Source organism: Celeribacter naphthalenivorans, assembly GCF_020524585.1.
Lineage (GTDB): Bacteria > Pseudomonadota > Alphaproteobacteria > Rhodobacterales > Rhodobacteraceae > Celeribacter > Celeribacter naphthalenivorans.
On sequence record NZ_JAIVLK010000010.1, the window covers coordinates 145,557 to 160,502 of the forward strand.

Genomic DNA, 14,946 nt, shown 5'->3' on the forward strand with positions numbered 1-14,946 from the left:
TCGCCTATCCCGGAGGCCGCCATGCCGCCCCTTTTACAACTCAGCAATATCGCCAAAAGTTTTGGCCCCGTGAAAGCCCTTCGCGACGTCTCCTTCGAGCTGCGTGCAGGCGAAATCCATGCTCTCGCGGGGGAGAACGGCGCGGGCAAATCCACGACGATGAAAATCGTCGACGGCATCTTGCAACCGGACCGGGGCGAGATCCGCATCGATGGCGAGCCCCGTCGCATCCGTTCCCCGCTTGAGGCTCAGGCCTTGGGCATCGGTTTCGTGCATCAGGAGATTGCACTTTGTCCCGATGTCAGCGTGGCCGAGAACATTTTCATGAGCGCCACCGCGATGCAGCGCGGCTTGATGAACTTCGCCGCGCTCGAACGCAAGGCCAAGACGGTTCTCGCGGAGCTCTGTGACATCGATCCGGCCATCAAAGTCGGCGACCTGAGCATTTCCAACCAGCAGCTTGTCGAGATCGCCAAGGCGCTGACATTGGATGCGCGTATTCTTATTCTCGACGAACCCACCTCCGCGCTGACCGAGAGCGAAACGGAAAAACTGTTCCGTATCGTGCACCGCCTGCGACAGCGCGGTCTGGGCATTATTCACATTTCCCACCGCATGGCTGAAATTTTCGAACACTGCGACCGCGTCACGGTGTTTCGAGACGGTGAATACGTCACACGCCTGAACATTCCCGAAACGACACCCGAAGAAGTGGTGAACAACATGGTCGGGCGCGAAATTTCGCATCTCTATCCCGACAAGGCGACACAGCCGCCGGGCCGCCCGCTTTTGGAGGTCGAGAACGTGACCTGTTCCCATTTGAAAGGCGTCTCACTGACCCTGCGCGAAGGGGAGATTCTCGGGATTGGAGGTCTCATGGGGGCTGGCCGGTCCGAGCTTGCCAAGGCGATCTGTGGTCTGCGGCACAGTTCGAAGACCCTGCGCCTGATGGGGGAACCGGTGAGCATCCCCGATTTTTCCGCCGCTCTGGACCACGGGATGGTGTATGTCTCCGAGGATCGCAAAGTCGAGGGGCTCTTTCTCGATCTGCCGATTTCCCAGAACATTTCGTCCCTGCGACTGAGCCAGGTCACCAAACGGGGGCTGGTCAACCGTGCCGCCGAAACCAAACAGGCCGAGCAGCTGGGGCGTCGCCTGCGTCTTAAGGCCGGCAAACCCGAAGACCCGCCAAGCACCCTGTCGGGCGGCAATCAACAAAAGGTCGCGCTGGCACGGATGCTCTCGGTCAACCCGCGTGTGGTGTTTCTCGACGAACCGACGCGCGGCGTCGATGTGGGCGCGAAATCCGAGATTCACGCCATCCTGCGCGAGCTTTGCGACCAAGGCGTCGGCGTCGTCGTGATCTCGTCCGAATTACCAGAACTCATCGGTCTCAGCGACCGGATCGTTGTCCTGCATGAGGGCAAAATGAGCGGCGAACTGAACGCCGCAGAGATGACCGAAGAGGCGATCATCCATCTCGCCTCGGGACTGCACAGTCAAGGAGACGCAGCATGAGCGAGACCAGCCTTTCCGGCGGAATGACCGAAACCCGCACCCCCGGCGTCCTGCGCAGACTCGCTGGCATGCGCGAGATGGGGCTTTTGTGCATCATCCTCTGCCTCTGCGTGGTGATGAGTTTCGCCAGCCCCTATTTTCTCACATGGTCGAACTTTCGGACCATCTTTCTGAGCTTCTCGGTCGAAGGCATCGTCGTGATCGGCATGACGGTTTTGTTGATCGTCGGCGGGCTCGATCTGTCGGTCGGTTCGGTGGTCTGTCTTGCGATGGTCGTTGCAGGCAAGCTGTTTCTGATGGGCGTCGATCCCTGGCTGGCCTCGGCGGCGGGCGTGGGCGCGGCTGCGGCGGTGGGCGCGGCGATGGGCCTCTTTGTGGTCCGCATCGGGTTGTCGCATTTCATCGCGTCGCTCGCGGCCATGGTGATCGTGCGCGGGCTATGCCTGCTCATCACCAAAGGCACGCCGCTTTCGCTGTTCAGCCTCCCGCCCGAGTTCAAATTCGTCGGCCAGGGAAGCCTTGGCGGTCTGCCCGTCGTTGTGGTGATCTTCGTCGTTCTGGCCGTCAGCTTTGACTTTCTCCTGCGCCGTTCCGCGCGGTTCCGGACGATTTTCTACACCGGCTCCAACGAAAAAGCCGCCGAATATTCCGGCATCCGCACCAAACGTGTGATCTTTTGGGTGACCGTGCTCTGTTCGACCCTGACCGGCCTCGCGGGGGTGATCTTTATGGCCCGCTTCGGGTCCGCAACACCGCAATTCGGCGTCGGAATGGAACTCAACGTCATCGCAGCGGCGGTGATCGGGGGCGCGTCGCTCAAAGGCGGGCAAGGGTCCATTTTCGGGGCTGTGCTCGGCGTGGCGCTTCTGTCGCTGGTGACATCTTCGCTCATCCTGCTCGATGTCAGTGTCTACATGCAGGACATGATCAAGGGCTTCATCCTGCTTGCGGCGGTCAGTTTCGACCACCTCATGAACAAGCGCGGCAAACGGGGCTGAGCCATGGATCACCCTCAGGATCTCGCACAGGTTCGGCGCATCTTCACCGCGTTGACGCTGCACTACGTCGACAAGCTGACGCAGGCTCAGATCGCCGAACGCATGGGGCAAAGTCACTCCACGGTGAACCGTATGATCAAGGCGGGTCATGATATGGGAATGGTCGAGATCTCGATCCGCTCTCCCTTTCAGGATCACCTCGAGCTCGAACACGAGCTTGCCGAGATTTCGGGGCTGCTTGAAGTGGTGATCGAGCCGACCACCTCCGACAATCCCGAAGCCGTGCTGGCGCGGGTTGGGGCCGTCGCAGGAGAGCTCCTTGCGAGCAAGCTCAAACCGGATATGACCCTGTGTTTGACGGGCGGCAAAGGCGTCAGCGCCTGTGTGGCCGGGCTGCGCCATGTGACGCCTCTGGCAGGCATGAAGGTCGTCCCGGCAACCGGGCTCGTGCAGGGTAAACATTACACGGATGTGAACCACGCCGCCGCAACTCTGGCGCGCGCCTTTGGCGGCGAGGCCATGCAGATGCTCTCGCCGATGTTCGCGGAGACTGAGGAACAACACGCCATGATCACCGGCATGAAAACAGTGTCCCGCGTCATGGAAGCGGCCCGCGCCGCGGATATTGCGCTCGTTGGCATCGGCGGCTTGCGCGAAAAGGCGACCTCTTATTTCGATCTGCATCGCGACGTGCCCGCCGAGGAAAAAGAGCTCTACGCCTCTGGCGCTGTCGCGGAGCTGATGGCGCATGTTCTCGACCCGCAGGGGGCTGTGACCGACTACGTGCGCAACCGGCTGGTTGTTGCCATCTCACCGTCCGATTTGGCTAAAGTGCCGATCAGCATCGGCGTCGCAGCCGGACAGGAAAAGGCCGAAGCCATCTGTGCCGTGGTGCGCGGCGGCTACATCAACACACTTGTCACCGATGAAGCCACCGCCCGCTCTGTGCTGGCGCGCCTCAAGGAGCTCTCATGACCCTCTCTATCGTTCCCCCCACGACCCGTTCCGCACGGCTGGATGCCATGCACGGCGCCACGCCCAAGGTGTTGGTGATCGGCGGCGGCATCAACGGCGCAGCGGTCTACCGCGAACTGGCGCTCAATGGGGTCTCCGTCATGCTGGCGGAAAAATCGGATTTCTGTGCGGGGGCGTCCTCCGCCCTGTCGCGCATGGTCCACGGTGGGCTGCGCTATCTCGAGAATGGCGAATTCGATCTGGTCCGCGAAGCTCTCGATGAGCGCAATCGCCTCTTGAAGAATGCCCCGCATCTCGTCCGCCCTCTGCGCACCGTCGTGCCGATCGACAGCTGGGCCTCGGGCACATTGAATGCGCCGCTGAAATTCCTCGGATTGTCACAGGCGCCGTCGCGGCGCGGTGCTTTGCCCTTGAAATTAGGCCTGTCCTTTTACGACATCTACACCCGTGGCAAGGGCGGCTTGCCGAAACATGCCTTTTGGTCGGGACGGAACGCAAAGGCGCGCTTTCCCTTCCGCCCCGAGGTGCGCTGTGCCGCCACCTATTACGACGGTCAGGTCAGCCACCCGGAACGCATCGTGACAGAGATGTTTGAGGACGTTGCCCGCACCGGAGCGCATGCCGTTGCGCTCAACTATCTCGAGGTGACCGAGATAGGCGCGGAAGTCACGCTGCGCGATGGCCTCGACGGGCGCGAGATCGCCTTGCGTCCTGAGATTGTCATCAATGCGACCGGCGCCTGGATTGACCGGACGAACGCCCGCGCCGGGGTGCAAAGCGACATGGTGCAGGGCACAAAGGGGGCCCATCTGGTGCTCGATCATCCCGAATTGCGGGACATGCTCGGGGACGACATGGTCTATTACGAGAATATCGACGGGCGGATTTGTATCATGTTCTGCCTGCATGGGCGGGTTCTGATCGGCTCGACCGACATTAAGGTCCCCGATCCAGACGCGGTGCGCTGCGAGGCCGATGAACAGGCCTATATTTTGGAAGGTCTGTCCTGGGTCCTGCCGGGGATGACGGTGCGGCCCGAACAGGTCCTCCATGTGTTTGCCGGGGTACGCCCCTTGCCGATCAGCGGGGCGGGCACCACTGGCCAGATTCCGCGCGGACATTTCAACCGCTGGACCGAGGGCGACGTGCCGATCCTGAGCATGATCGGCGGCAAGTGGACCACCTTCCGCGCCTTCGGTGAATTGGCCGCAGATGAAGCCATGGCGCGCCTCGGCATGAGCCGCACCTCCGGCACACAAGAGCGTCCCATCGGCGGGGGCGCGACATTTCCCGAAGACCCGGCACGCTGGTGCGCTGACGTTGCCGGGCGCTCTGGCCTGTCTGAGGGCCGTGTGGAGGACTTGCTCCATCGCTACGGCACGCTTGCGGAGGCGCTGGCGAAGACCTTCGCAGGCGAAGAGATGCTGCCCGGGCTGCCCGGGTATTCGGATGCAGAGATTGAGTACCTGATTGCGCATGAGCAGGTGGAAACCCTGTCCGATCTGGCGCTGCGCCGAACCGTCTTGGCGCTGGCGGGCGCGCTTGATGCCGCAGCACTTGAGACGCTCGCGGATCGGCTCGCGCATGTCAAAGGCTGGACGGATGCAGAGCGCACGACGCATCTGGAGGAGTTTCGCAACCTGTTGGTGAGCAAGCACGGCGCCGATGCCACGCGGATCGGCCTGCACAGCAATAAGGAGGTCGCGGCACAATGACGGGGTATTTCATCGGCGTGGACGCAGGCAACACCATGGTCAAGGCTGCGCTGTTCGATGCGACGGGCCAGATGTGTGCGGTCGCGTCGCGCGGCTCCGAAACCCTGCAACCGGAGCCGGGGTTTGTCGAACGTAGCCCCGAAGGGCTATGGGACGCGGCCTCGGGCGCGATACGCGATTGTCTTGCGCAGTCGGGCCTGAGCGGGGCAGAGGTGCTTGCGATCGGGGCAGCGGGTCATGGCAACGGGCTTTACCTGATGGATGATGCCGGTCGCGGGCTGATCGGCATACAGTCGATGGACAACCGGGCCGAGGCCTTGGCAAGCCAGATCGCCGCCGCGCATGGCGAAGACATCCTGAGCCGCGCCCAGTCGCGCCCCTGGCCTGCGATGACCCCGGTGCTCTTGCGCTGGCTGCTCGAGAATAAGCCCGACCTTTTAGCCCGCGCGCATCGGGCGGTCCTGTGCAAGGATGTGATCGTGCACGGGCTGACCGGGCGCATGGGATCGGATATTTCGGATTTGGCCGGGGCCGGTCTCCTCGCCCTCCCCGCCTTGCAATACGACGACGCCCTCTTGCGTCTCTATGGCATCGAGACCTTGCGGCATCTCCTTCCTGACCCCGCGCAAAGCGACGCGGTGGTCGGTCACGTGTCCGGCACGGCCGCTGAGGCGACGGGGCTTGCCGAAGGCACGCCGGTGGCCGCCGGTCTGTTCGACGTCTTGGCCTCGACTTTGGGCGCGGGGACATCGCAGGCGGGCGAAGCGTCGATTGTGGCGGGAAGCTGGTCCATCAATCAAGTTTTCACACGAAAGCTCCCGGATCATCCCCGCGCGCTCCTTGCAAGCGTCTTGGGCCGGGACACCTGGGTCAGTTGCGAATGTTCTCCGACCTCGGCGGCAAATCTTGAGTGGTTTGTGCAAACATTCCTGAAAGATGAGGCGCAGGCGACCGGTGAGGACCCTTTCGCGCTGTGCAACCGATTGGCCGCCGAGGCCGATCCAGAGCGCGATCTGCCGGTGTTCCATCCCTTTCTCTATGCCGGTCCGGTCCCGGGCGCGCGCGCTGGGTTCAGCGCAATGGGCGCCTGGCATTCGCGCGGCGACCTTGTGCGGGCACTCTATGAGGGGGTTGCCTTCGGCCATCGTGCGCATTTTGAAATTCTCGATCCGAACCGGCGCTTTCGCACGGCCACCCTGTCGGGTGGCGCGGCGAAATCAAAGCTCTGGGCCCAGATATTTGCAGATGCTCTGGGGATGACCCTGCGCTTGTCCGATTGCACCGAGACCGGCGCACGGGGCGCGGCCATTGCCGCCGCCGTGGGGGCCGGCGTGTTCGAGAGCTTCGACGCGGCAACGCGCGTCATGGCGCATCACACCTCCGAAATCACGCCCGACCCCGTCGCACAAGCCCAGCTTGACGACAGATACCGGCGCTGGTGCGCCTATCGCGACGCCCTGATGACGGCTTGGACGCCGTCCAAAGGGCACGACTAAGACCCTATACAGAAACAGAAAAGGACATCACATGGCTGATCTCGACGACATTATCGACGGCAAAGATTTCGGGCTGAACACGCCTGCAAAGAACGAAGCGTTCTTTCTCAAAGGTGCGGGGGCCTATGACTGGGGCATGCAGAACCGGCTGGCACGGATTTTCCGCCCTGACACCGGGCGCACAGTGATGCTGGCCTTTGACCACGGGTATTTCCAAGGTCCGACCACCGGTCTCGAACGGGTCGACATCAACATCGCCCCGCTTTTCGAACATGCCGACGTTCTGATGTGTACGCGTGGCATGCTACGCACCTCCGTGCCTGCCTCCACGCGCAAGCCCATCGTGATGCGGGCCTCCGGCGGCAATTCCATCATGTCCGAACTCTCAAATGAAACCATCGCGGTCGATATGGAAGACGCGCTGCGCATGAACGTGGCGGCCATGGCGGCACAGGTCTACATCGGCTCGGAATTCGAACACAAATCGATCACCAACATCATCAATCTGATCGATCGCGGCAACCGCGTCGGCATGCCGACTCTCGCGGTGACGGGCGTTGGCAAAGATATGGCGCGTGATGCGCGCTATTTCGGCCTCGCGACCCGCATCGCCGCCGAAATCGGGGCGCAATACGTCAAAAGCTATTTCGTGGAAGAGGGGTTCGAGAAAGTCTGTGCAGGCTGCCCGGTTCCGATCGTCATCGCCGGCGGCAAAAAAATCCCCGAAGCCGAGGCGCTTGAGGTGGCCTATAAGGCGATTGATCAGGGTGCCGCAGGTGTTGACATGGGCCGCAACATCTTCCGCGCGGGCGATCCGGTGGCGATGATCCAGGCGGTCAATGCCGTGGTGCACGATCTGCTCCCTGCGAAACAGGCATTCGAGATGTACAACGATCTCGCCAAACGCAAGACGGCCGCCTGACGGCCTATGAGCGACGCCGCCGACACGCTTTCGGCGGCTCCTCTCGAAAGCGCGGACAGTTTGGGCGACACCCCGAGTTGTCGCAACAAGGCGGGAGAGACCTCCACCACGCTCATGCCGGAGGTCGGTACGCCCAAAAAAGAACGCCCGCCAAAACTTGGCGGGCGTTGCTGTTTCAAGTCCTCGAAAGGGAGCGATCAGAAGGTGAAAGCCACTTCGAAGGACAGACCATAGCTGGAAACATCCGTGTCGCCGCCCAGGCCATCAACAAAGGCAGAGCCGGAGGACCGGACACCCTGTCCGTTGTCATAGCTCAAGCCGACATCCACGCGGCCACGGTGGCCTTCGTCTTCGGTGATATAGGCGCTTGCGGCGCCGCTGCCCTTGGTGTGGCTGTAGATGCCGGAAATCCCGAAATCGAGCATCAGCTCGCCTTGGGGCACAAGGATCGGCACCTCGAAATCCAAGCCTGCGGCCAGCTCGGTGAGGGTCACCTTTTGCTCAGGCACAGTCGTGCCGCCGCTGACATAGGCGTTCTGGCTGTCGCTGACGTGGCTCAGGGTCAGGTTGGGAACGAGGGTCCAGCCCTTGTCCATCTCGACACGCCCCTGTGCCCCCAATGAGGCCAGCATACGGTCGCCCGTGAAGCTGCCGGTTTGACCGGAGGACAGGGTGATGTCGTTGTCGGTCTCGCCGAACAACAGCCGCCCATCGACAAAGAACGGATGATCGCCGATCTGCGTGGCAAAATACGGGCCGACGAGCCAACCGGTGCCTTCAACCTTGGTGCCTTGCACGTCCTCTTGTTCGGCCATGTCATATTGCACCATCGCGCCGATGATCGTGCCAGAGGACAGCTTTGTGTGGTAGCCGAGAGACGCGAGGCCGTAGCTCATGTCCTCGGTGTCGCTGTCGGACCAAGACCCGGACACCGCCATCCAAAACGGACCGTTTCCGCGGGAACTGAGCGCGAACTCACCGCCACCACGCGAGACGCTGACGGAGGCATTGCCGCCGTTCTGCCCGGTGACGAACCGGGACACGTCCGGCTGGTTCTGGATCAGACTGCGGGCACGTCCTTGCAAAAACTGCGCGATCGCTTCGCTTTGCTCTGCCGAAGTGTCGAGCTGCGCGATGGCCGAGGCCGCAACGGACCGCTCGCCCGTCATGTCACGCGCGGCGCCCTCCGCCACCGACACGGTGACATCGCCGCGATCATCCGGCGTGATGCTCGCTGAATAGACCGCCCCGCCCCCTGTGAGCGCGCCCATCGTGGCGTTGGTGAGGGAAATGTCGGAGGCCTCGAACCCGGTGACCGTCTCTGTGAAGGTAAAGGTTGCGACGAAACTCGCGCCTCGCGTGATCGTCTCCGGAACGCCCGAGATTGTCAGGCCCGGCGCAACGCCGTCGGGCACGACGGAGATGATGTTCGAAGCGACGTTGTCATTGCCTACCGCATCAAGCACGGAGCCTGCCCGCAGCTGGATCGTTTGCGCAAAATCCGTCCCTGTGGCCTGAAGCGTGTAGCTGTCGCCGCTGCCGGAGAGGGAAGAGAGATCGACATTCGCGGTGGAAAAATCGCCCAGATCGAGACCGGTCACATCCTCATTGAAAGAGATCGTCACCGTGTAGGGCGTGCCCGGGAAGTCCGGTGTTGCCGTCAATGTTGGCGTCGGATCGGTCAGATCGGCGGTGTTGGTGACGGCTGTCGCCGCCTCGTTGCCAAGCCCCGCCGCATCCGTCACGGCATTCTCAGCGAAATTGACCGTCACGGCGCCGTCTGCGTCGGGCGTGATCGTCGCCGTGTAGACGGTCGCGCTGGATTGTTGCAGGTCAGAGGCCGTGCCATTGCTGACCGAAATAGTGCCCAAAGCCAGCCCCGTCACCTCTTCGGAGAAGGTCATCGTCAGCGTGAAGGGCGCATTCACCAGACCGCTCGGCATATCGAGCGTCACTGTGGGACGGGTCACATCCGCCATGGAGCTCACCGTGTTGGAGGCAGTGTTGCCATTGCCCGCCGCATCCGTGGCTGCGCTTGCAGGCACCGACACGGTGACTGTGCCGTCGGCATCGGGCGTCACGGTCACCGTGTAGACCTGTGCTGAGACGGTTTGAAGATTCGAGGCCGTGCCGTTCACAACCGTGAAATCACCAAGCGCAAATCCGGAAATGTCCTCATCGAAGGTCACGGTCACATCAAAGGGGCCGTTCACCTCAGGGGGGATCGCGGAGAGCATAGCGCTTGGCGCCGTCACATCCCGCGTGCCCTCGAGTGTTGCGCCTGTGCCCGAATTGCCGGCGCGGTCAACGACGGCGGCATCCGCGACAGCGACCTGAAACGCACCTGTCGAGCTGAGGGTCAGATCGGCGGTATAGGTCGACCCACTGCCGCTGAAGTTCGAGAAAGAGCCGGTGCCTGAGCTGAGGGTCAAATCGCTCACGTCGAAACCGGTCACGAGTTCGGAAAAGGTGAAGGTGAGCGGGATCACAGACCCGTTGGTCGAGAAAGAGGATGAAGAGGTGATCGACAGCGTCGGGGCCATATTATCAAAGTAGTAGCCCTCTTCGGCATCAATCCCTGTGAAATCGGTCATGGCGTTGCCCGCCAGGTCGAAGATAGAGGCGTTGCTTAGTTTAAGCTGCACAGAGTTTGTGCCATTTGTCGGCGGAACATTGAAATAAAGTCTAATACGATAAACGCTGGGCGATATGGTAATTCTAGAACCTGCGGTCAAACGTAAGCCGGGCTGGTTAAGTTCTAAGGAAACATCTTCAAGGCCTAGGTTGGTGACGTCTTCGGTGAAGGTGATCTCCCATGTAAGTACCGTCTCGCTGGTATACTCGCCCACAGGATCATAGCGTGTGATCGACTGGATGCGTGGCGGCGTGGTGTCCGTCGCCTGCGCGTGGGCTGTCTCAGTGAAAGCGATGATGCAACAGAGCGCGACCAAAGCCAGCGACATGTGTTTTAGAAAACGTCGTGCGGTCATTTTCTTCCCCATTTATTCCCCATAAATTCGGAGCATGAAGAAGAAACAACATACCCCAATGGTGACGCAGTCGGCCAACCGCGTCGCATACATTGGGCCAGTTGCTTGCGACGGAAAGGCGTAAACGCGCCTTCGGATCATCCCAAAAGCCGACATCTTACCGGTGAGGCCAATTGCACCGGAGGTTCTCAAGCCTCGGCAACTTCCTTCTTTGACGACAAAAGAGGAAGTCCCTGTTGAAATGTTTAAGAAAAAACATTGGCCTATGCAGCATTTCGGACACAACGCTGAGGGGCCGTTGGCGCCATTGACGCGACATGGACATTTCGCAAAAGATCACGATGGCCCCTCAGAGCGAGTGAGCCATTCAAAGGGTTATCCCAGCACGACCTGCGGCTCGAAGCGCCCGTTTACGCCGGTCACAACCTCGAACACACAGCCCTCTCCGGCGCGCGGATCCCTCAGATCTTCGGTCGCGGTTGTGGCGAAGAGCGTGCGAGCCCCCTCCCCGCCAAACGCAGGGCAAGACGGCTGGCGGGCGGGCACAGGGTGCTCGGACAGGAAACGGCCGTCGGGCGCATACCGCGCAATGCGGGACGCCCCCCATTGCGCATTCCACAGGCACCCTTCGGCATCGACCACCGCACCATCGGGGTTTAGCTCTTCGTCGGTCAGGTCGATGTGAATGTGCGGGGCCTCACAGGGCCAGCCGCTCGTGTCTAGCGCCTGACGCATGATCCTGTGCGTTGTGGTGTCCGCGAAATAGGCGGTGCGCCCGTCGGCGGAAAAGCAGATCGCATTCGGGATGGTGATCCCGGAATGCAATTTGCGCAACTCCCCTCCGAAATACCGATAAATCGCCCCCGCCCCCGGCTGTGCCTGTTTGCCCATGGTGCCGATCCAAAACCCGCCCATCGGGTCGGCGCGCCCGTCGTTCGAACGGGTCACCGGATCGTCGGCCTCCAGAGCGATCAGCTCGACACAGGCCTCGTTCCGCAGATCAAACAGCATCAACGCAGTTTCGGAGGCGATCAACAGCCTGTCACGGTCCACCCAACCCGCCGCAGAGACATGCTCGTCGAACTGCCAGACCTCAGTGCCCTCCGCGCCACGGCAATGCAGCCGCTTGCCCATGATGTCGAACCAAAACAAAGCGGCCCGTTCGGGGTGCCACAAAGGCCCCTCGCCAAGCTCGCAGATACGGTCGTCATACATGGTGGCACTCATTGGGGTCGTCATGCGGGGCTCCTCAGGTGTAGCAGGCATCAAAGGCCGCGACGATTTTCTCCGCTTTCGCGCGGACACTCAAAGGGGTGTCGTCCGGTTTGTAAAGCGCCGTGCCGATGCCGAACCCTGCCGCCCCTGCCGCATGCCATTCGGCGAAGTTCTCCGCACTCGCCCCACCCACAGCCAGCATCTCGCAGCCCGAAGGCAGCACGGCTTTGATCGCCTTGAGCCCTGCAGGACCGATCAAAGAACCGGGAAAGAATTTAAGCCCGTGCGCGCCCGCGTCCAAGGCGGCGAAGCACTCGGTCGGTGTCATGACGCCGGGATAGGACAGCATGCCCGCGGCCCGCGTCGCGCGGATCACCTCGGGGTTCATATTGGGCGAGACCACCAATTTGGCACCGATCTGCGCCAGCCTTTCGACTTCCGCCACAGAGAGCACCGTGCCTGCCCCGATGGTGGCCCGATCCCCAAAGGCCTCGATCAGCGCCGCGATGGAGGTGAAGGCCTCCGGCGAGTTGAGCGGCACCTCGATCTTGGTGATGCCTGCGGCGATCAGCTCGGCCGTGACGGCCCCTGCATCGGGGGGCGTGATGCCACGCAGGATCGCGATGAGATTGCGGCTCATATCTGGGTCTCCGATGAGAGGTTCCGTGAGAAATCCGGTGAGAAAACAGTGTCGAATGCAGCGCCAAGGCCCAAAAGGGACAGCGCACTGCCGGACTGACAGTGGGCCACCGTGCCCAGCGTTTCAAGCGCGGATCGGTAAAGTTCGGCAAGGCTGTCGTCGCCAATGATGGTGACCGAACGGCCCAGCCAGCGCGCGCGGGTGGCGGCAAGCTCTTGTCCGATCAGCAGGCCCGACAAACGGCTTTTGGCCATTTCCGGGCGCAGTCCGGCGACAAGCCCCTCCGCACGCAGGGAAAAGAGCGCGGCGGTCAGACGCTCGGGCTGCTCCACGGCCTCGCGCACGGCGGCACTAAAACTGGGCATCGACAGAGGTGCATCGCTTTCGACGCTGCGCCGGAGCACGGATTGCCGCGACAGGAGCGCGAAAAGCTCTCCGGTCATGACCGTGCAAAAATCTTGGATCGTGCCATCAGAAACCTGCACCCATTTGGTGTGCGTGCCCGGCAGACAGAGCGTCCCGTCAAACGCGGGGTCATTCACGAGAAAGCCCGCGATCTGGGTTTCCTCGCCGCGCATCACATCGGCGGGCTCCGCTTGGCTGACACCGCCGAGAATGCGGACATCGAGACGGGCGTCTTGTGTCGGCACGCGGGTCGCTTCGGGCGCAGTCAGCCGCGCTGGGGTCGCGCGATACGGTGCCTCGCACCAGCCGTCACGCGCCCCCGCCATGCCGCAAATCAGCACTTGGGTCGGGCCATCCTCAGCCAGCAAGTCTTCGGCAATCTCAAGAAAGGCAGGCTCGAACGCCTCGGACGAGAGCCTGCCCATTCCTTTGTCAGACCGCCGTTCGACCATCGGCGTGCCCGCCGCATCGAGCGCCCAAAGTCGCAGCGCGGAGGTTCCCCAATCGACGGCGATCCGTGTTGTCATGGCCTCACACCAAGTCCTTGGGCAAAACATCCGTCGGAATGTTCTGGTAGCAGACGGGGCGCAGGAAGCGGCGGATGGACAGGGTGCCGACGGAGGTGGCGCCGAAGTTGGTTGAGGCCGGATAAGGCCCGCCGTGCACCATGCTGTCGCAGACTTCGACGCCTGTCGGGAAGCCGTTGGCGAGCACCCGGCCCGCCTTGCGTTCCAGCACCGGCAAGAGACGTCGTGCGAGTGCCGCGTCGCCCTCGTCGAGGTGCAAAGTCGCGGTGAGCTGGCCGCTAAAGCTGCGGGCGACGCGGTCCATTTCGTCTGCGTCCTTGGCGACGACCACGAGCCCCAGAGGGCCAAAGACCTCTTCGGACAGCGCGGCATTGCCGAGCCAGTCGGAGGCGGCCACTTTGAAGAGGAACGGCTTGGCCTCGCGCTGGTCGCACATGTTGGTCAACAAATCCTGAACCCCCGCCTGCGCGCCGATCATCGCCGCACCGGAGCTGTAGGCCTTGGCGATGCCGTCCGTCAGCATGACCTGCGCGCCTTGCTCCGACAACGCGGCCCGCGCGGCCTCGACAAAGGCGTCGGCCTCCTGGCCTTCGATCACCACGGCGATGCCCGGGTTGGTGCAGAACTGGCCCGCGCCCATGGCCAGCGAGCCCGCCCAGCCTTTGCCAAGCTCTGCGCCACGGGTCGAGATCGCCTCGGGCAGCATGAACATCGGATTCACGGACCCCAGCTCGCCGAAAAACGGGATCGGAACCTCACGCTGAGCGCAGAGATCAAAGAGCGCGCGCCCCCCTGCGAGCGATCCGGTAAAGCCCACGGCGGTGATCAGCGGGTGTTGGACCAAAGTTTGCCCGACGATGCGGTCATTGCCCTGCACAAGGGAGAAAACGCCCTTGGGCATGCCGCAGGTTTGGATCGCGGCATGGATGGCTTCGGCGATGATCTCGCCGGTGCCGGGATGCGCGTCATGGCCTTTGACGACGACAGGGCACCCGGCGGCCAGTGCCGCGGCGGTGTCGCCGCCTGCGGTCGAGAAGGCGAGCGGAAAGTTCGAGGCGCCGAAAACGGCGACGGGACCGATGGGGCGCTGCATCATCCGAAGGTCAGGACGCGGCAGCGGCTGACGATCCGGGAGGGCTTCGTCATGGCGGCGGTCGAGATACGCGGCGCTCAGGATGTGGCTTGCAAAGAGGCGCAGCTGGCCGGTGGTGCGCCCGCGCTCGCCGTTCAGACGCGCCTCGGGCAGACCGGTTTCCTGCGTGCCGATCTCGGTGATCGCCTCGGCGCGGGCTTCGATCTCATCCGCGATGGCGTTCAGAAATGCGGCGCGGGCCTCTCGGGTCGTGTAACCATAGTCCCAAAACGCCTCTTCGGCGGCGTCACACGCGGCATTCACATGCGCCGGCGTGCCCTTGGAAAAACTGAGCGACGGCCCCTGCGCGGGAGCCGATTGAAAGCGCGCGTCACCGGCAACCCAAGCGCCTGCGATGAGATGGTTGCCATGCGGGGTGAATGTCATGTCTTGTCCTTTCAGAAGATCGGAAG

At 62.5% G+C, this 14,946-nt stretch carries 11 protein-coding genes; 6 read left to right on the forward strand and 5 right to left on the reverse strand.

Translation table 11 applies throughout. The features are described from left to right. The first annotated feature begins 21 nt into the window (after window positions 1–21). Genes LC094_RS19075 through lsrF form a run of 6 tightly spaced genes read left to right on the forward strand, consistent with a single transcriptional unit; the run spans window position 22 to window position 7,624 of the window. Window positions 22–1,518 (forward strand): sugar ABC transporter ATP-binding protein, encoded by a 1,497-nt coding sequence (locus LC094_RS19075; protein ID WP_226554387.1) that lies wholly within the window; start codon window positions 22–24, stop codon window positions 1,516–1,518. Beyond that, on the forward strand, window positions 1,515–2,516 hold the full coding sequence (locus LC094_RS19080; RefSeq protein WP_226554388.1) for an ABC transporter permease: 1,002 nt from the start codon (window positions 1,515–1,517) through the stop codon (window positions 2,514–2,516). Before LC094_RS19075 ends, LC094_RS19080 begins: the two co-directional genes overlap by 4 nt. A 3-nt stretch (window positions 2,517–2,519) precedes the next feature. Continuing rightward, on the forward strand, window positions 2,520–3,491 hold the full coding sequence (locus LC094_RS19085; protein WP_226554389.1) for a sugar-binding transcriptional regulator: 972 nt from the start codon (window positions 2,520–2,522) through the stop codon (window positions 3,489–3,491). Then, window positions 3,488–5,206, forward strand: coding sequence for a glycerol-3-phosphate dehydrogenase/oxidase (locus LC094_RS19090; protein ID WP_226554390.1), 1,719 nt, complete (start codon window positions 3,488–3,490; stop codon window positions 5,204–5,206). The genes LC094_RS19085 and LC094_RS19090 overlap by 4 nt, the downstream gene beginning before the upstream one ends. Next, window positions 5,203–6,702 (forward strand): FGGY-family carbohydrate kinase, encoded by a 1,500-nt coding sequence (locus tag LC094_RS19095; RefSeq protein WP_226554391.1) that lies wholly within the window; start codon window positions 5,203–5,205, stop codon window positions 6,700–6,702. Before LC094_RS19090 ends, LC094_RS19095 begins: the two co-directional genes overlap by 4 nt. Window positions 6,703–6,733: 31 nt before the next feature. Next, window positions 6,734–7,624 (forward strand): 3-hydroxy-5-phosphonooxypentane-2,4-dione thiolase, encoded by an 891-nt coding sequence (gene lsrF, locus LC094_RS19100; protein WP_226554392.1) that lies wholly within the window; start codon window positions 6,734–6,736, stop codon window positions 7,622–7,624. 197 nt (window positions 7,625–7,821) lie between these two features. On the opposite strand, the gene LC094_RS19105 is transcribed toward lsrF, so the two are convergent. The 5 genes from LC094_RS19105 to LC094_RS19125 all read right to left on the reverse strand — a co-directional run bounded on the left by LC094_RS19105 (window position 7,822) and on the right by LC094_RS19125 (window position 14,920). Beyond that, on the reverse strand, window positions 7,822–10,614 hold the full coding sequence (locus LC094_RS19105) for an Ig-like domain-containing protein (RefSeq protein WP_226554393.1): 2,793 nt from the start codon (window positions 10,612–10,614) through the stop codon (window positions 7,822–7,824). 375 nt (window positions 10,615–10,989) lie between these two features. After that, a complete protein-coding gene (locus LC094_RS19110) occupies window positions 10,990–11,853 on the reverse strand; it encodes an SMP-30/gluconolactonase/LRE family protein (protein WP_226554394.1) in 864 nt (287 codons plus the stop codon). 10 nt (window positions 11,854–11,863) lie between these two features. Then, window positions 11,864–12,469, reverse strand: coding sequence for a 2-dehydro-3-deoxy-6-phosphogalactonate aldolase (locus LC094_RS19115; protein WP_226554395.1), 606 nt, complete (start codon window positions 12,467–12,469; stop codon window positions 11,864–11,866). Beyond that, a complete protein-coding gene (locus tag LC094_RS19120; protein ID WP_226554396.1) occupies window positions 12,466–13,401 on the reverse strand; it encodes a 2-dehydro-3-deoxygalactonokinase in 936 nt (311 codons plus the stop codon). Before LC094_RS19120 ends, LC094_RS19115 begins: the two co-directional genes overlap by 4 nt. 4 nt (window positions 13,402–13,405) lie before the next feature. Beyond that, entirely contained in the window at window positions 13,406–14,920 is a 1,515-nt protein-coding gene (locus LC094_RS19125; protein WP_226554397.1) for an aldehyde dehydrogenase (NADP(+)), read from the reverse strand. Between the last annotated feature and the right edge of the window lie 26 nt (window positions 14,921–14,946).